The sequence below is a fragment of the Chryseobacterium sp. CH21 genome, from assembly GCF_004119445.1.
GTDB lineage: Bacteria > Bacteroidota > Bacteroidia > Flavobacteriales > Weeksellaceae > Chryseobacterium.
Map to the genome: position 1 here is coordinate 137,424 of NZ_QICI01000092.1, position 17,166 is coordinate 154,589.

The 17,166-nt window shown below is 35.6% G+C and carries 17 protein-coding genes and 1 pseudogene; 1 reads left to right on the forward strand and 17 read right to left on the reverse strand.

What is annotated here, in order from left to right; translation table 11 throughout:
* Positions 1–3: 3 nt before the first annotated feature.
* From BOQ62_RS19785 to BOQ62_RS19835, 12 genes and pseudogenes are all read right to left on the reverse strand, one after another.
* Entirely contained in the window at positions 4–2,397 is a 2,394-nt protein-coding gene (locus tag BOQ62_RS19785) for a TonB-dependent receptor (protein WP_129042105.1), read from the reverse strand.
* 257 nt (positions 2,398–2,654) lie between these two features.
* Positions 2,655–3,011, reverse strand: coding sequence for a hypothetical protein (locus BOQ62_RS19790; RefSeq protein WP_228414373.1), 357 nt, complete (start codon positions 3,009–3,011; stop codon positions 2,655–2,657).
* 148 nt (positions 3,012–3,159) lie between these two features.
* A pseudogene (locus BOQ62_RS19795) lies at positions 3,160–5,087 on the reverse strand (ABC-F family ATP-binding cassette domain-containing protein).
* Positions 5,088–5,221: 134 nt separating this feature from the next.
* Positions 5,222–5,470 (reverse strand): hypothetical protein, encoded by a 249-nt coding sequence (locus BOQ62_RS19800; protein WP_129042106.1) that lies wholly within the window; start codon positions 5,468–5,470, stop codon positions 5,222–5,224.
* A gap of 37 nt (positions 5,471–5,507) precedes the next feature.
* Entirely contained in the window at positions 5,508–6,242 is a 735-nt protein-coding gene (locus BOQ62_RS19805) for a hypothetical protein (protein ID WP_228414375.1), read from the reverse strand.
* Positions 6,243–6,512: 270 nt separating this feature from the next.
* A complete protein-coding gene (locus tag BOQ62_RS23655) occupies positions 6,513–7,271 on the reverse strand; it encodes a hypothetical protein (protein WP_228414377.1) in 759 nt (252 codons plus the stop codon).
* Positions 7,196–7,852, reverse strand: a complete 657-nt coding sequence (locus BOQ62_RS23660; RefSeq protein WP_228414379.1) for a DUF2235 domain-containing protein — start codon at positions 7,850–7,852, stop codon at positions 7,196–7,198. The genes BOQ62_RS23655 and BOQ62_RS23660 overlap by 76 nt, the downstream gene beginning before the upstream one ends.
* A 148-nt stretch (positions 7,853–8,000) precedes the next feature.
* On the reverse strand, positions 8,001–8,678 hold the full coding sequence (locus BOQ62_RS19815; protein ID WP_129042107.1) for a response regulator: 678 nt from the start codon (positions 8,676–8,678) through the stop codon (positions 8,001–8,003).
* The gene (locus BOQ62_RS19820) at positions 8,647–9,318 is read right to left on the reverse strand and encodes a sensor histidine kinase (RefSeq protein ID WP_228414381.1); all 672 of its coding nucleotides are present in this window, start codon (positions 9,316–9,318) and stop codon (positions 8,647–8,649) included. The genes BOQ62_RS19815 and BOQ62_RS19820 overlap by 32 nt, the downstream gene beginning before the upstream one ends.
* A 110-nt stretch (positions 9,319–9,428) precedes the next feature.
* A complete protein-coding gene (locus BOQ62_RS19825; protein WP_129042108.1) occupies positions 9,429–10,052 on the reverse strand; it encodes a hypothetical protein in 624 nt (207 codons plus the stop codon).
* Positions 10,053–10,069: 17 nt separating this feature from the next.
* A complete protein-coding gene (locus BOQ62_RS19830) occupies positions 10,070–10,849 on the reverse strand; it encodes a hypothetical protein (RefSeq protein ID WP_228414383.1) in 780 nt (259 codons plus the stop codon).
* A 62-nt stretch (positions 10,850–10,911) separates the two neighbouring features.
* Complete coding sequence (locus BOQ62_RS19835; protein WP_164976801.1) at positions 10,912–11,532, reverse strand: DUF5715 family protein; 621 nt, start codon at positions 11,530–11,532, stop codon at positions 10,912–10,914.
* Positions 11,533–11,752: 220 nt separating this feature from the next.
* Between BOQ62_RS19835 and aqpZ the strand changes: the two genes are divergently transcribed.
* Positions 11,753–12,469: an aquaporin Z gene (gene aqpZ / locus BOQ62_RS19845; protein WP_089690627.1), complete on the forward strand. Its 717-nt coding sequence runs from the start codon at positions 11,753–11,755 to the stop codon at positions 12,467–12,469.
* A gap of 253 nt (positions 12,470–12,722) precedes the next feature.
* Here the strand turns inward: aqpZ and BOQ62_RS19850 are convergent, their stop codons facing one another.
* From BOQ62_RS19850 to BOQ62_RS19870, 5 genes are all read right to left on the reverse strand, one after another.
* Entirely contained in the window at positions 12,723–13,268 is a 546-nt protein-coding gene (locus tag BOQ62_RS19850) for a hypothetical protein (RefSeq protein WP_129042110.1), read from the reverse strand.
* A 172-nt stretch (positions 13,269–13,440) separates the two neighbouring features.
* Positions 13,441–14,433, reverse strand: a complete 993-nt coding sequence (locus BOQ62_RS19855; protein WP_185146810.1) for an acyl transferase — start codon at positions 14,431–14,433, stop codon at positions 13,441–13,443.
* A gap of 193 nt (positions 14,434–14,626) precedes the next feature.
* The gene (locus BOQ62_RS19860) at positions 14,627–15,397 is read right to left on the reverse strand and encodes a UDP-2,3-diacylglucosamine diphosphatase (RefSeq protein WP_129042112.1); all 771 of its coding nucleotides are present in this window, start codon (positions 15,395–15,397) and stop codon (positions 14,627–14,629) included.
* A 23-nt stretch (positions 15,398–15,420) separates the two neighbouring features.
* The gene (locus BOQ62_RS19865; RefSeq protein WP_047097353.1) at positions 15,421–15,867 is read right to left on the reverse strand and encodes a 6-pyruvoyl trahydropterin synthase family protein; all 447 of its coding nucleotides are present in this window, start codon (positions 15,865–15,867) and stop codon (positions 15,421–15,423) included.
* Positions 15,868–15,977: 110 nt separating this feature from the next.
* Positions 15,978–17,144, reverse strand: coding sequence for a hypothetical protein (locus BOQ62_RS19870; RefSeq protein ID WP_129042113.1), 1,167 nt, complete (start codon positions 17,142–17,144; stop codon positions 15,978–15,980).
* Positions 17,145–17,166: the final 22 nt, after the last annotated feature.

Below are 17,166 nucleotides of genomic sequence, written 5' to 3' on the forward strand. Positions count from 1 at the left end.
TAATTAAAATTGATATTTAAGAGTTAAAATAAAGTTTCTTCCCATTTCGTTGGAAAAGAAACGAAGTCTGTTCAGATAATCTCTGTAAGACTTATTGAATACGTTTCGAACTGAAAAATCAATTCCGAAATTTTTAGACAGATTCACCCCTGTCTGAAGGTTCCAAAGCGAATATCCGCTTGGAGGTGTAGAGATATCCACATCTTCATTGTAAGCATTTCCATCAGAATCGAATAATCTGATCGGAACGTTATAAACAGGAAATCTTGTCTGTTTCAGATACGTGTTGTTGCTTACAGTGAAATAGAAGTTTTTCCATTCTTTTTTATTGAACTCCAATGAATTGTTAAAATTCGGAGGCATCATTAGGATAAGAGGTACATTATTAGTCGTATCCTGCCCGTAAACATAGGAACCACTTCCTTTGTAAGTCAGATTATCTGTGATCTTAAGCTGTGCATCAATATCCAGTCCATACATTTTTGCATTGATCTGCTGATAACTGTATACTACAAAAGCTCCTCCCCACTGTGTATTCTGATATCCTGTAGGAATCTGATTGATGAAATTCTGAGTATAAAAGAAATAGGGGTTAACCGAAATATTTAATCCCTTTAAGACGTTTGCTTTCACATCTGCAACTAAATTAAACTGATTTCCTGTTTCACTTTTCATTCTCATATCTCCTCTTTCGATAATGGCTGCAGAATGGTGAAGTCCGTCTGCAAAAAGCTCTGCAATATTCGGAGATCTTGACACTCTTGCATAATTAAATTTCAGGTTAAAATATTCGGATGGATGATAAACCAGTCCTCCGTTTACTGAAATATTATTATAGGTTAATGACGGGTTGGTAAGAATTCTGTTTTGGTTGATTCTCACTACAAAATTTGAATAATCTGCTGCATAGGTCTTATTCCAGTCACTCAGATCATACCATTTTGTTACATCATAATGATCATAATCATATCTGCCTCCCAGTTCAAGATCCAATTGGGGAGCAATTTTATATTTTAATACAGAATAAATTCCGGCATAATATCTGTCATAGTTCGGGACAAGACGTCTCGCCTCGGTCTGCGTATTGGAATAGTTGTTTTGATATCCTGCATTAATCCCTGTTTCAAGATTCCAGTTTCCTCTTTCTATCAGATGGTTCACATTCAGGTCATTGGTGATCAGTTCAAGATCCAACGCCGGTTTTTTGCTCAAAGCTTCTGTACGTCTGATGTCATATTCTTTTCTATGATTGTACTGAAAACTATAAGTAGCCGTTATCTTTCCAAAATTTTCAAACCTTTTGTAAGCCGAAACTTTAGCAATATGATGCTCTATTTCCTGTTTAGGATTATCAATATCATAACTAAAATCTCTCTGATAGATTGGTTCCGGTGAGGTAAGAGCAGTACGCAAATCTTCGGAGTTCCCTACGTGAGAGCTTCTAAGAATCCCAACAGTGCTTTTGGTCAGATAATAATCAAAAGAAAAACCTTTTTCAAATGTCATTTTCTGCACTCCAAAATTAAATCCCGAGCTTTCAAGCCCTGTATTCATCAAGCCATAATTTGGAGCTTCAAGATCCCCAAGTTTTTTATAGCTTCCATTGGTTTTGACAGCCCAACCATTCTCCCAGGTTTTTGCCAGTTTTACATTAAGATCGGCACCTCTTCCGTTTGAAATTCCGGAAAGAGAAACACTTCCCATGATAGTATCTTTCTTAGGCAAAACCTGAGGCTGCAAAACCACTACTCCACCTACAGCACCACTTCCGTACTTCAGAGCAGATGCTCCCTTGATCACATCAATATGCTCAAAATTATTAACATCTACATTGGGAGCATGCTCTACTCCCCATTCCTGCTCGGCAAGCTTTACCCCGTCATTAAGGATGGAAACTCTGCTTCCATACAACCCGTGGATAATAGGTTTTGCGATATTATTCCCCGTTTTAAGAACATTAACACCGGAAATATTGGTTAATAAATTTCCTAAATTTTCGGAAACATTTCTTGAAAGCATAGCTTTATCAAGGGTTTTCACCACCATGCTTCCATTGTTCTTGTGACTTCCATGAACAGTCACTGTTTCGATGTCTTTAATGTGATGTTCCAGTGTAATAACCAGATGTACATCCTGATTGACTCCTATATTTTCAGTATAATCATCACAATCAGGATGCTGTGCAATGAGTGTATACTTCCCTGCAGGGATTTTGTCAAAAGAAAATTTACCCTTGTTGTTGGTTTTGGCTGTAAAGTTCCCGATTTTAATCACGGCATTTTCCAGCAATGTTTTATCGTGAAAGTCCTGAACGGTTCCCTCTACAGTATAGCTTTTTTGTGCGCTTATAAATACTGATCCGCAAAAGATCAGCAGCAGGCAATATATCAATTTCATTGTAAATAGATTGATTGCGTACCCTTTTCAACAGGGTACATTTTTCGTTAAAATTTGTGGGATTGGGTTAGTTTAATTGTAAAATGTACAATGTAAAAAGTATAATGTCTAATGAGAAGTTAGAGGTTAGAAATCAGAAGCTAGTAATTGAACATTATTTAAATATTAATTACAAACGATCAGTTGTTTTCCTAACAACCTTAAACTTTAAATATTAAACATTGAACTTAACTTTAAACCCAATAAAAATCTGTGAATTAAGAAAGTGCGGGCGGTCCCCGAAGCTGAAAAGTGAATTTGGTCTGTGACCAGATTTTCTCCTGAATGGCGATGATTCGTTTTACTTCATGGCTGTAATGTTCAACAGTAAAACTGAATTCTTCAGGAGCTAATGTATGTCCGGCAACCAAAAAGTGGCAGGCCAGACAATCGCCAGCTTTCTCTTTAGTAACGGCTTTCGTCATCGTATTCTCGACTTTTTTAAGATGAAAACCCTTAAAATAATCTACGGAATCATGATGATGAAAGCTCTGAGAAAGCAGCGCAAGGAAATATACTCCAAACAATAGCTTGGAGATAAAACTCTTTAGGTTTCTGCTTTCTTTAAAAATCATGGTTCAAAATTATGAAAATAATTTAATTGTTTCCTTAAAGTTCCATTAAATTACTCTATGATTGTTGATAATATGTAGATATCAAACCAATTTTGTTACAAAAAAAAAGCTTCATACTATTTAGTTTATGAAGCTTTTATATTTTAGTTTAATCCAGTTGGGTTCCAAGATATTCCCACTCCTGTAAAGCGGTATCCAACTCTTCCTTAGCTTTATTATATTGTTCTAAGGTTTCATCTGAAGGATTTTCTTTGGCAAAAGAGGCTTCCATTTCTTCTACTTTGGCTTCAAGCTCGGAAATTCTCTCTTCTACTTTTTTGATTTTATTCTGAATATTTTTCTGTTCTTTACTTACAATGTTTGAAGATGAACTGTTGCTCACTACAGGTTTCACTTCTACTTTCTTAGGTTCTACCTTTACTTCGCTGTGAAGTTTCGCTTTTCTGCAGAAATCTCTCTAATGGTTTCCTTTTGTCTGTATTCCAGATATTCATTAATGTCTCCAAGGAATTCTTTCATTTTTCCGTCACGGAATTCGTAAATCTTATCACAAAGTCCCTGAAGGAATTCCCTGTCGTGCGAGATTACAATTAAAGTTCCTTCAAAATTCTGCAGGGCCAACTTGATAATTTCCTTAGACTGGATATCCAAGTGGTTGGTAGGTTCGTCCATGATCAGTGTGTTGAAAGGACGAAGCAACAGTTTACAAAGTGCCAGACGGTTTCTTTCTCCTCCGGAAAGTACTTTTGTTTTCTTGGTAACCGCATCTCCCTGGAAAAGGAAAGATCCTAATAAGTCTCTTACTCTAGGTCTTGTTTCTTCTGTCGCAGCATCTTCCGCTTCTTCCAGAACCGTTTTATTAGGGGTTAAAACCTCTTCCTGATTCTGTGCAAAGTATCCGATGTTGACATTGTGACCAAGATTCCATGTCCCGGAATAATCTTTAATATCCCCTGCTAAAATTTTAGCTAAAGTTGTTTTTCCCTGTCCGTTCTGTCCTAAAAGAGCAATTCTGTCTCCTCTCTGAACGATGAAGTCTACATCATCAAAAATCTGTTTCTGACCGTAAGCTTTTCCTAATTTTTCAGCTTCAAAAATAATTTTCCCAGGAACCATAGACTGTACGAAACGGATGTTGAATTTTGAAACATCTTCATTATCTACTTCGATACGTTCTATTTTATCTAATTTTTTAATAAGTGACTGAGCGAAAGATGCTTTTGTAGCACTTGCACGGAACTTATTAATGTTGTCTTCCATCTGCTTGATCTCCGCATCCTGATTCTTTTTAGCCTGAATCAGTTTTTCACGGCGATCTTCTCTCATGATCAGATATTTTGAATAGTTGGCTTTATAATCGTCAACTTTTTTATTGTTGATATCAAAAGTACGGTTACAAACCGCTGTCATGAACTGCTTATCGTGACTTACCAGAACAATTGCTCCCGGATAGTCTTTCAGAAAGTTTTCCAGCCAGATGATGGATTCCATATCCAGGTGGTTGGTAGGCTCATCGAGAAGCATAATATCATTCTTCTGAAGAAGTAATTTTGCCAATTCGATTCTCATTCTCCATCCTCCGGAAAATTCATCGGTGATTTTTTGAAAATCATCTGCTTTAAATCCTAGACCGAATAACACTTTTTCCATGTCACCTTCAAGATTGTAGGCATCATGGTTCATTAAAAGGTCATTCAGTTCGGTCATTTTATTAATCAGATCCGTATAAGAATCACTTTCGTAGTCAGTTCTCACTGTCATCTGGTGATTCACCTCTTCAAGTTCATTCTTCCAGGCATTGATCTGTTCAAAAGCCTGCATTGTTTCAGCCCAAACGGTTCTTCCTTTTACAAAGTCAAGATCCTGCTTAAGGAAACCGATGGTAACACTACCTTCAGTCACTACCTCTCCTTCGTAGAAATTAATTTCTCCGGACAGCATTTTTAATAAAGTGGATTTACCCGCTCCATTTTTTCCTACGAGACCAACTTTATCATCTTTTTTGATGGTAAAATTGACATTTTGAAATAAATAATTTCCTGAATGATGTAATCCTAAACTTTGAACCGAAAGCATCTTAATTAATAATTAGTAATGAATAATGAATTTTCGGGTGCAAAAATACGGAAAAAGAAATGAATAGCCCAGAAATAAAAAAAGCTGCCCAAAACGGACGGCTTTTCTTTACATGTGCTTGATTTATATATTTTTTATCCCGGCATGAGCGGTGGGGTTTTCTGTCCCGCCTGTACCATTGCGATCATTTCTACAAGGGTTGCTTCGGCTTCTTTATATTTTACCTGTTTGATCCCGTGGTTAGATCCTATTGCAACCTGCAATTCATTCAAGGTCTTCGCTTCAGACATTGTGATGGGTTTGCTTCCATTTTTAATACTGATCTGGTATTCACAAGTGTCTAAAAGTTTGTTTGCTTTTTTAAGCCATTCTGAAACTTTCATAATTATTTTGTTTTAGTGATTTGGATGTAAAATATTTCTATTTATTGAGAAGCTGTATCAATGACTGGCCTGAAGGTACAGGATCTACGGGAGCTGTTCCCGGAGAGTTTGTTATGCCATATGTTCCCTGAACAATCTGTAGATCATATTCCATATTTCCGGCACTGAACATAAACTCACATCCTGATGTTCTGGCATTACTGGCAACAGATCCTGAAGTTACATTAGCCTGGACCGCAAATAAAGCTATATTATCATTAGGTTCCATACTCGCCTGTCCCTGTGATATACAAGTAAATGCACAGAAAGGTTGAAACCTTCCATTAACTTTTCCTGCAAGACCAATCGTGAGAGCAGGAGTACCTGCCGGTCTTTCATTTCTTACGGTAATTACTCCATCAGGAGCATTTCCAATAGTAGAAAACGAGCCATCCGGATGGAAAATTAAGGATGTACCTAAAGAAATTTCCTGTGATAATGACTGCATCTGGATGGTTGTATTAGGCTGAATGACTTCTTTATTGAAAACATACACTTTATATTGTGGTTCACAATCTATTTCTGCCAATCCGAACATCTCTGAAAAATTCATAGCAAACCAAGTTGGCACTCCTGAAGTGATCTGGTTAGGGCCTGTAGCTCCTTTATATCCCAAGAGCTGGTATCCGTTTTCCTGAAGCTCTTGTAAAATTCTTCTTTGATCAGCGGATGTAAAATCAAAATTAATTGAGTATCTCGTAATTCCGGGTCTTTGAATCAGTGTCTTTTCCATTGTTTTAATCTTTGGTGTTCTTACTCTTTTTGGTATTAGGCTTTTCAGAATACGCCTTGGTTCAGTTTTTTGTTTTGAAGATTCACGAAATGAACAACTCAAAGTAACGGGAATTAAAATTCAGATACTACAGTATAAAATACCAAATTCAGGGTTCAGTAATTATACTCAATTGATTTTAAAACAATTAAAAAGAAAAGGAGACACCTGAATGATGTCCCCTAACCTAAATTTAAAACTGAGAAGTGTTGCACTGGTTCTTCATTTCATTTAATGTGAGGTAATAACTACTGGTGTTTTTAAAATTGAGCGGCCCCAGATATCATTATTAGGAACACTGGTTCCGTAAAGAAAATCTGCAACAAAGCTGTCTTCCGGCAGATGAAGTTCTACAGAAAGTCTGGTTTGGCTGGTTTGGTCAACAGAAGTACTGCTGGAAACATTGAGTCCATTATTGATCATTTCAATATTAATTTCCTGTTGTGATCTATTCCTTAAACTATTGCTATACAATCCGAAGTTGGCTGAAATATGGGTATAATCTGCAAATTTCGCAAAATCGTATATAGGCTTTTTGCTTATGGAAAGATCTTTTATATATTCTTTCATTTTGATATAAAACCGATTGAGAAAAGCATGTTTATTATAGTCCGTTCCAAAGTAGGCATAGTTTTCTGTACTAAAAACAGATAATACTTCATTGGTTTCATCCATCATCAGTTTTCCATATACTTTTGAAAGATCATTATATACTTTATCTCTGCACACATATGCTTGTGAAAGGCCGTTGGCAGTTTCAACTTCGTATCCTGACAGCAAGGCATCCCATATTTTATTTCCTTCAGTATTAGTTTTTGCATTTCTGATCTCTGAGACATAGTTATGCAGATCATCCACATTCATAAAATCTGTAGAAATATAAACAGATTGTGGACCTTCCAGATATCCTCCTCCTACATCGGCATGATCTCCCGGTACAAAAACTTCCTTCCAAACGCATGACTGATTCTCGAATTTCTGATCCTGCATAGTTTTTGAGTTTTCAAAAAAACCGGTAAGCGGGAAAAAAATCTGCTTTCATTGACTGCACAAAGATGCAAAGCATTCTCTACCTGCACAGGAATGTTCAGATTATAGGTATTAAAAGGTTTTGACTCTATGGTATCAAAAACTCCTAAAAATTTTATTCTACAATTTTCCAGAGAAAAATGAGCCAAAAGCTGGTTACAAAAAGTTCTTACCAGCATACCTCCTCTCCCGAATCCATAGATATAAAAGTTATATTCTTTGGTTTCGTCATAAGCAATCTCCTGTACAAAATCCCATACTTTCTGAAGTTTATCATCAGAAGAATATCCGTTCCCATAGGGTGGATTGGCACATGTTGCCATCGCAAAATTACTATCTTCACTACCTGTTAAGGTTCCAATTCCTTCGATATATATTTTTTCGTCTCCAATAAATAAACTGTATAATTTATAGATATTGCTGAAGGTACCATAATAGCTTTCATTATTGTTCATCGGTTTATCCGGTGAAAGAATATTGACCCCATTATTTCCTGTACCGTCTAAGAAAATCCCGACGGAAATCACGCTGCTGCCATTCATGTTTTTACTTTAATTTTTATTACAGATCTTGTTTGTGTTTTTTCAATTAACATCCCTAAAAGAGACATTTCAAAATAACAGAAGAAAAACAAGGATCACTAGAGTGGAAAGTACCAAATAAAAAATTCCGTATTTCTACGGAATCAGATTATATTTTTTCAAGAGAGTATATATTGTTGACAATAGCATAAATGACTATACCTACTGTATTTTTGGCTCCTATCTTTTCGAGAATACGTTGTCGGTGACTTTCTACAGTTCTCGGACTGATAAAGAGTTTTTCTCCTATTTCGTTGTTGGTAAATTCCTGACAGATCAGTTTTACAACATCTTTTTCTCTTTCGGATAACTCGTCTTCTGTTTCAAAAAGAGAATTTTTCTTGGCAGTACTGTTCATATAAGTAAACAGCATCTGATGATCTTCAGCCGTAAAAAAGACTCCGTTTTTATCCACCATCGTGATGGCATCAATAAATGTTTGTTTATTCGAGTTTTTAGGAAGAAATGCTGACACTCCCAACTTAACCATATATCCAAGAATAGAGGTTTTATAATGGGATGACAGGATAATAATTTTAAGATCAGGAAATTTTTCCTTCAGGATTTCTACCAGTTCAAAACCATTCATCGGTTTCATCTGAACATCTACAAGAGCAATATCAGGAAATTCATCTTTTGAAAGTTTTCCGAGGTCTTCTATAAAATCGGGGCCATTATCTGCGGTAAGGCATACCGATATATTCTTTTCATTGGACAGCAACATTTTTACCCCTTCGAGGATCAGCTGTTCATCATCAATCAGTGCTAGTTTGATTTGGGAACTCATGATATTTTGGAATTTTAATAATTAAACGACTTCCTTTATTCGAAAAAGTTTTTTTCCATTTGTGTGTGGCGTTCATCGATTTGACACGGGATTCTATATTTTTGATTCCCATTCCTTTTTTTACTTCTTCATATTCAAAACCTTGTCCGTTATCCGAAATTACAACTGCCATATTTTCAGGATAATCTTTAATATAAATCCAGAGATCTGTTGCATCCGAATGCTTGATCACATTGGTAGTAAACTCCTGAATTATCCTATACAGCTGCACTTCTACAAAAAGGTCTTTCTTTTCATATCCCGGCATTACCTGCATGGAAATATTAATTTTATGGGAAAGGTTCGCTATTAATTCCTCAACGTACAAAACCAGCCCCACCGATTCCAGATTTACAGGGTATAATGAATGGGAAATACTTCTGGCAGCATCAATCAGGGAAGACATCTGACCATAGATATTTTTTTTGATCAGTTCATCGCCCTGGGTATCTAGGTTATTCAACCATAAGGAAAGAATATTGAGCCGGTTTCCGATATCATCATGAATCATTACCGCAATTCTTTTTCTTTCTTCTTCCTGGGCTTTGATGTTTTCCAGTACTAATTTTTTCTGATGAAGAACTTCTGCCTCATGCTGCACATTTTTTTCCTTTATAATTCTGGTTATAAATGCTCTGTAGGCAAGCATAATAAAAGCCACTATAATTGCTATGGTAACAATTATAAGGATCAGCAGATTGATATTTAAAGTTACTTCTTTAATCTGATAAATGTGTATAAAAATGAACAGTACAAAATACTCGAAAGAATATTATTGGCACTGAGAATAATATAATAATCGTTTTCCGACAGATTGGCAATCTGATGCTGGATGATAAAAATAAATACCGAAACCGAGTAGTAGAAAAAAATACTTGCATCTACAAAAAGAAAACGATTCTGTGCAGAGGTATTCTTAATCTCGCGGATGAGGGTAAATCCGGAAAGACACATGATGATAATATTGGAAACTACTTTCGCAATATCAGCATTGGCCGGGTAATCAAACCCGTATTTCGAAACCATAAAACCTCCTGCAAGAAGACCTACAATACCAAGTACAGAGTTTGGCCAATCTAATTTTCTGATGAATAAACCTGTCAGCAAAAAAAACTCTCCAGCGATATACAATGGATAGAGAAATGAGGTATCATTCAGCTTGAAGATATATGGCAGTGCCAGGTTCAGCAGTTCAATAAAAAAAAGAAAAGCAATACAATGAAAATATTGCTTTTCTTTTGAGTTTAATATGCGGTATTTCGCTGCTCCCAATAGTATAACAGATAGAAGCAGTGCATAGTTCAGGAATAAAATTGCCTTATAAAGTCCAGCCATTCCTCAGTTTATCTTTTTTAAAATTCACATCCTACGTCTACATCCGGTATACGGCAGATAGGAGGACATGGTTTTGCCCAGTCGTATGTGTTTGAAATAGTCTCCGCTCCTACTTCTGAATTCTTAAGGTTTTCACGGAAAGAGATGAAGATAAGAGTTACCAGCACTTTCCCATAAATATCATTGTATTTAAGACCAAAAGAACATGTAATACCTGTTAAGCCCGTATCATCAAGGCAAAGGTCTGCTGTAGGAACATAAAACTTTCTAAAAATACCGGCTCCTTTATTTTCGCCACATTCTTTGTAAAACCAATCCATCCCTTCATTTCTCCAACGTTCAATAGCTGCTACGGCTACATCCTGCTCAAGAATTGGTGTATTGGAAACAGGGAATCCCATATTGGCATTCTTCTCCGTGCTTTCAAGATCTTTTGAAAGAACTGCGTTTCTGACAACCGTATATTCCTGGATCTCCTGCAGTCTAAGATCTCTGTCCAGCTCAGTAAGGAAGCTGTATGGATATTCATTTACTTCTATTTTATCCCCATTATCATTCATAGGATAAAGAATCATAATCAAACGTTCTTTATATACTCCTATAGCTGAACAAAAGTCTTTATAATCACTAAATCTTTTCATCCATTCAAGATGTTCTCTTGAAATGTTGAAAACATAATTCGTAGGAATCAGACTTTGCAGTTTGGAAAAATCAGAAAAACGGGCTTTCCATTCAAGGGATGCCGCTCTACATTCTTCTACAGGAAGCATGTAGTCTACAATGTTTAAAGTTGTCATAAGCATAGTTTTTGGTTGTATAAAAATATATAAACTAAATATGCTATGCAAGAAGATTTTTATTAATAATTTTTCACTGTTATATGATAACAGCTCTGCTGCCTCTCTTTGATATAATAGATTCTACCTGCATTCTGATAATGCTTTAAAACTTTCTCAAGTGCTATTTCCATCTTCGGATTATACTTCAAAACATTGTTGAATCTTATATAAGAAATATCGAAAGAATTGCCATAATTATGAGAACTAATCCCTAGTGATGCATTTGAGTTGACTCTCCTCAGCCTGCATTGGTCTTCAAGAGTACGGGTAATGGATGAAACAGTGAAGGTTCCGCCTTTTGTATCTTTACTGAATTTAGAACCTATTTTCTCTAAGGTTGTTTTTGCCTTAGATACCATATAAGCCCTGCTGTAATCCAGCCTCTGAACCTGATATCCTTTTCCAGATTTTTTTATTTTGTGGAATTTTCCACTATTGATATATTTCTGTACAGTTTTGGAATCTTTCAACAGCTGTACCCCGAAACTTTTGGAGGCATCAAGGTGAGGTTTGTAAAGCGGTGTAGCTTCAACCTTCAATACAGTAGAAAGATCATAACAGGGAAAAGATTTTTTTGCCGCCTGCGAATAATGTAAACTATAAATAAAAGGTACAAAGACCACACAAAAATACTTTCTCATTCACCATCCTTTTAAATTACAAATGAAAGATAAAACATTTATGTTATATCTTTCAAGATCGACTATAATACTCTATAAATAAATCCCAAACAAACTTTACACCAAATTATTAATTTTACAATTATTGTTCACACTTTTTCGAAATATTTTTTCTGTTTTTGCTTTTTACTTTAAGATTTAAATTTTACATTTGAGATACATTTAAATAATAAACAACATGATAAAAAAACTTTTCGCTGAATTTTTCGGCACATTTTGGCTTGTTTTCGGAGGTTGTGGAAGCGCTGTTTTTGCAGCAGGTGTTCCTGACATTGGCATCGGACTTTTAGGAGTTGCTTTAGCCTTCGGTCTTACTGTTCTTACTATGGCGTATGCTGTAGGACATATCTCAGGAGGGCACTTTAACCCTGCAGTTTCTTTCGGGCTTTTGGCTGGAGGAAGATTTCCTGCAAAAGACCTTATCCCTTACATTGTAGCTCAGTGTCTGGGAGCAATTGTAGCAGCAGGATGTCTGTATACAATCCTTAACGGAGCGGGAGCGGTAGAATTCTCAAAACCCGGAGATTTTGCCACGAACTTTTACGGTGAGGCAGTCTACAATGGAAAAGCATTTAGCATGGGAGCAGCATTCCTTGCTGAGTTTTTATTAACGGCTTTCTTTCTTATCGTAATCATGGGAGCTACGGATAAATGGGCTAACGGCAAATTCGCTGGTCTTGCTATTGGTCTTGCTCTTACTTTGATTCACCTGATCTCTATTCCCATCACAAACACTTCTGTAAACCCTGCGAGATCCCTTTCTCAAGCGGTATTTGTGGGAGGAACCGCAATGTCACAACTTTGGTTGTTCTGGGTAGCTCCAATTTTAGGAGGAGTTGTAGGAGGATTAATCTACAAATTCTTACTTCAGAGAGATACTGCAGAAATCGCAGATTAATTTTTCAAATAATAATCAATTATAAAATCCTGTCAGGCGGCAGGATTTTTTTATTTTCTATTTTGGGTAAATTGTTTTGGAATCCTTTGTAGACGCTAAGTTTTTATTGAAGGAAGCAAAGGGGTTACGACTTCGTCGTGGATGAAGCTAATGATAACGTTTGCTTCGTTAGAATCAATCTCATTGATTTCTTCTTTGCGTCCTTAAAGCTTATCAATAAGAATTTAAGCTTTGTGTTGAAAAAATATTAATCTTATTTCAGCTTTTTGATGTCAAAAGGATTTTTAAAAATCAGTTCTTCATGTTTTCCTTTGATTTCCATTTTACGCTGAAGAAGGTTCAAAGCCATTTTTCTGATAAAAAGGTCTTTATCATTCAGTTTCCAGTAAGAATCTTCATGAAGTTTTTTGGTTGAACGGATCAGATAAAATTCTGTTTCCCAGGTGTCTGCATTATGATAAAATTCAATAATTCCGCAATGTTCGGGGATAATTTCAGCATCTATCATTCCCATCGGAAGTAAAAAACTAAAAGAATTGCAGATGTAATCTCCACAGGAAATTTTATCGTGCTTCAGAAATTTTTCGCCTGTATCTTTATTGAGATAAGATTTTTTGAAATCATTTTTAAAATCACTTTTTGAAAACTTGATCTCTATTTCATGGCTTTCTCCTTCAGAATTAATGACCAGAATATCTGCTTCCCAATCTGCCTGAAAATAATTCGTCAATACAATTTCTTTTTCAAAATCGCAATGGGAATGGATATAAGCGTGGATAAGTTCTTCTATTTTAATCATTGGTAATATTGTAAACGCAAAGTTCACAAAGTTTTTATTTACTTGCTGTTTAATGTTCGCAAAGGCGTTTCACTCAGCAAAAGTTATACGCTATTTTTATTGATTACGATTATAAAAAATTGACAAGCGAAGCGAATTGACTATTCACAATTACTTTCTTCGGTTTAAATCATCAGCTGATCAATAGACTGCAGCCTCTGATATCTGAATGATCTATTCTTCCCAACACCTGAAATTTGTCCCCGATAATTTTACCTAAGTCCTGTGTCGCAATAAATGAGCAGGAATGGGTATTGGCCAGATCGATAATATTAATAGCGCCTGTTCTTCCTTCTTTTTCGTACGCCAAGGGATCTTCTGCATTCCGAACCATGATTTTCATCCAGTTTGGGCACTCATATTCATTATTTCCAAGGGAATAAGCCTGTGAAAGCAGTTCCGTCATGGAATATTCTGAATAGATTCTGTCTGTTTTAAGACCATCCTGTAAAATTTTCAGCAATTCGTCTTTGGTCATTTCTTCTTTTCTCCCTTTCATACCTCCTGTTTCAATCACTATTAAATTTTCAGGAAAGTTTAGAGATTCTTCGCTTTCCCCGGAATGACAGTAATCAAGAAAATCTAATAAGGCAAAGGAAACTCCGAAAAGAATAACTTTTTTATCCTGAAGTCTGTTCAATAAATCAAAAAGTTCAGAATGATTGTAAAGAAAATACCCGTTTTCCGGCTTATCCGATTTTTTCATCAGATAATCTACCATATAAATCAGCGATGAGTTTTGTTTTTCTAAATAACTTGGAAGTAAACCCAGAAAAATAAAATCTTCCGGTTTTCCGATAAACTGCTCAAAACTTTTGTAAATACTTATTTCGTACAGCTTTGGATCTGCGATAAAATGTTTTGAAAGATTCATCTGAGTGGTCCCTGAACTTTGGAAAAAAAGATCTGTTGATACATTTTTATCCAGAATCTGATGGTTTTTAAACATCTCAATTGGGAGAAACGGAATCTTTACCAAGCTATCTACCTCATCCGGATTAACCTTCAGAAAATCAACAAATTTCCTATATATTTCAACATTTTCATATTGATAACGAAATGTTTTCAATGATGCATTCAGGAAGTCCTGTTCAGTCTGTATGTTGAATATATTTTTCAATTCCATAATTTTCGAATTTCTTAATCCCTCACTACAAGGCAATTATAGAGATAAAATGATGTTATTTAATATTTTTTTAATCTGCAAAACCTATTTTGGTAGGCTTCTTGCAATTACCTAAACGGAATATGGATTAAAAACAAGAGTGGGTTTTCCACCCGTTCGAAGGTTACCTCTTTTAGGGGTAATTTTTTTTTGTTTATTTTTCAAAAGTCTTCAGTTCAAAATCCTTTTCAAAAACACCGTAAGTGAAGTAGGAAATCCAGTCTCCCAGATTAATGTATTTTGCGTTCTGTTCCAGATCCAGTACCATTGGAAGATGCCTGTGTCCATAGATAAAGTAGTCTATTTTTTGAGTCTTCAGTTTTTCTTTGGAATAAATAATAAGAAACTCTTTATCTTCTCCCAGAAAGGCTTTGTCTTCTTCTCCAGAGATCATTTTATTTTTTTGGGAAAGGTATAAAGCCACTTTCATTGCAATATCAGGATGAAGCCATTTGAAGAACCATTGTGCAAGAGGATTTGTAAATAATTTTTTCATTCTCTTATATCCTTTATCACCAGGTCCCAGACCATCACCATGAGCCAGCAAAAACTGTTTTCCTCCCATTTCGAAATACTGTTTCTGATAAAAAACAGTACAGCCAATTTCTTCCTCCAGATAATCCTTCATCCACAGATCATGGTTTCCGACAAAGAAATAGATATGAATTCCTCTGTCTTTAAGCTCTGCAATTTTTCCGAGTACACGGACGTATCCTTTGGGAACTACATGCTTCCATTCATGCCAGAAATCAAAAAGATCACCCATTAAAAACAAAACCTGGGCATCTTCTTTAATCTGATCCATCCAGCGTATAAATTTCTCTTCACGCACTTTGCTTTCACCCGGTGTAGGGGCGCCAAAATGCTGATCTGAAGCAAAATATACTTTTTTTCCAGGCTCTAAATTAATTATCGTTTTTAACACCTTGTGAGTTTTGTGGGGTAAAATTATTGATTATCTTCTGCAAACCACTCTCCATAAGAGTTTTCCGTCTCATGAAGTTTAAGATAAGCTAAAGAAATTCCTTCAGGAAGTCTTGATTTGATTTTAGCAGCAATGGCATACAACATGTTTTCACAAGTTGGCTGGAAGCTGCAATAGATTACTTTATGTCCTTTCTGTTCAAGATCGTCACCCAGCTCTTTGTGTGGAGACAAGGCATTGACAAGAACCGCATGGTCCCATACATCTACGATTTCAGATTTTACGATACTTTTAATATCTCCGAAATCTACCACCATTCCATTTTTAGGATTTTCAATATCATTGATCGGTTTTCCTTTCACTGTTACAAACAGTTTATAGGAATGTCCATGCATATTTTTACACTTCCCATCGTAGTTGTAAAGCACGTGAGCTGTTTCGAATGTAAAAATTTTTGTAATACGTATCATAGTACAAAGATATGACAAAACCGCTTAATAGAGAAAAGACTGTTTCTATTACAGCGATATTAAAATATTTTTTAGCAGGTTTTCAAAAGTTAATTTGCCAACTGATAAGATTATCTGATCGTTTTTTCAAACCTATTAATAACTTTATATACCTTATCTTTAATAATAATCTCATACTCTCCCTTATCCAGGATTAAAAAACTGCTGTCTTTGGAAGTATTAAGTTCGATGATATCAGCAGGAATTCCTTTCTGCTCAAACTCTCCTTTTCTATAGGCTAGCACTAAAACCGGATAATTGGAAATTTCAAAAGACGGAATCTTGTACAATTTTCGGTTTTCCGCCAGCATCCAGTGTGGCCTTCCTTTGAGATACTTTGTAACGGGATGAATGATTTTAATATCTGTATACAATATTTTATCTTCTCCATTGTATATGATCTGATTTTCATCTTTTAAAACAACAGAAAAGGTATTATTTACGATTCTGAGAAGCGGTTCATTATATTTAGGATTGCTTTTCTCTGAAAACTGAGTCTGATCAATAGTAAATGGATTAATACCTGTTATATCAGAAAGCCTTCCCGCCATGGTTTTTTCCCATGATTTATGAATTCCTTCGTAAGCATGTTGATAGCCACAGTAAATCAGGTATTTTCCTTCTTTGTTTTTCTGCATGAAATCGGAGATATTTTTGGCTTCGCCAATTTCCCTTTCTTTATTGTTTCCTTCTGCTTCATATGGAAAAAGTTTAAATCCTATTTTCAGTGCATTATAAATAAAGTTCCCAAATTCTGGTTCCTGAGAATAATATCCGCTGTTAAGGGTTGCAAATTTTGTTGTATTTAAAGAGTCGCTTGCCAATGTTTCGAGTCCAAGATATCTGTACCCTTTATCATATAATCCCTGAAGCAATGAAGAGGCAAAGGTTCTGTGACTAGCGTTGTGATGGGCTTCATTAATGATAATGATCTGCTCATTGCCTGCTTTTTCCAGAATATACTGTTTTGCATTGACAGGGGTTAGTTTTGTGAATTTCAAACTATCTGCGGGATCTAGTTTTTTCACTCTTCCGAATGTTGTATCCCAACTTTCCAATGCCGGTTTGTATTGCCCGTTTATTGAATAATATGTTGCTCCCATCTGACTTTTCCAGGACTGATTTTGAGCAGGATCTTCCAACTTCTTTTTAATATCGTCCGAAAACCAATAAGGGTTTTCCTGACCATAACCCGCTATACCAAGAAGCAGCAAAACCAATGAATAAAAGAATTTCATGTTATTTAGTTTTTGATTGATA

What these genes read in the sequence shown, in the direction of transcription:
- BOQ62_RS19785 (WP_129042105.1), bottom strand. Translation starts at nt 2,397, where the DNA reads ATGAAATTGATATATTGCCTGCTGCTGATCTTTTGCGGATCAGTATTT.
- BOQ62_RS19790 (WP_228414373.1), bottom strand. Translation starts at nt 3,011, where the DNA reads ATGATTTTTAAAGAAAGCAGAAACCTAAAGAGTTTTATCTCCAAGCTA.
- BOQ62_RS19800 (WP_129042106.1), bottom strand. Translation starts at nt 5,470, where the DNA reads ATGAAAGTTTCAGAATGGCTTAAAAAAGCAAACAAACTTTTAGACACT.
- BOQ62_RS19805 (WP_228414375.1), bottom strand. Translation starts at nt 6,242, where the DNA reads ATGGAAAAGACACTGATTCAAAGACCCGGAATTACGAGATACTCAATT.
- BOQ62_RS23655 (WP_228414377.1), bottom strand. Translation starts at nt 7,271, where the DNA reads ATGCAGGATCAGAAATTCGAGAATCAGTCATGCGTTTGGAAGGAAGTT.
- BOQ62_RS23660 (WP_228414379.1), bottom strand. Translation starts at nt 7,852, where the DNA reads ATGAATGGCAGCAGCGTGATTTCCGTCGGGATTTTCTTAGACGGTACA.
- BOQ62_RS19815 (WP_129042107.1), bottom strand. Translation starts at nt 8,678, where the DNA reads ATGAGTTCCCAAATCAAACTAGCACTGATTGATGATGAACAGCTGATC.
- BOQ62_RS19825 (WP_129042108.1), bottom strand. Translation starts at nt 10,052, where the DNA reads ATGGCTGGACTTTATAAGGCAATTTTATTCCTGAACTATGCACTGCTT.
- BOQ62_RS19830 (WP_228414383.1), bottom strand. Translation starts at nt 10,849, where the DNA reads ATGACAACTTTAAACATTGTAGACTACATGCTTCCTGTAGAAGAATGT.
- BOQ62_RS19835 (WP_164976801.1), bottom strand. Translation starts at nt 11,532, where the DNA reads ATGAGAAAGTATTTTTGTGTGGTCTTTGTACCTTTTATTTATAGTTTA.
- BOQ62_RS19850 (WP_129042110.1), bottom strand. Translation starts at nt 13,268, where the DNA reads ATGATTAAAATAGAAGAACTTATCCACGCTTATATCCATTCCCATTGC.
- BOQ62_RS19855 (WP_185146810.1), bottom strand. Translation starts at nt 14,433, where the DNA reads ATGGAATTGAAAAATATATTCAACATACAGACTGAACAGGACTTCCTG.
- BOQ62_RS19865 (WP_047097353.1), bottom strand. Translation starts at nt 15,867, where the DNA reads ATGATACGTATTACAAAAATTTTTACATTCGAAACAGCTCACGTGCTT.
- BOQ62_RS19870 (WP_129042113.1), bottom strand. Translation starts at nt 17,144, where the DNA reads ATGAAATTCTTTTATTCATTGGTTTTGCTGCTTCTTGGTATAGCGGGT.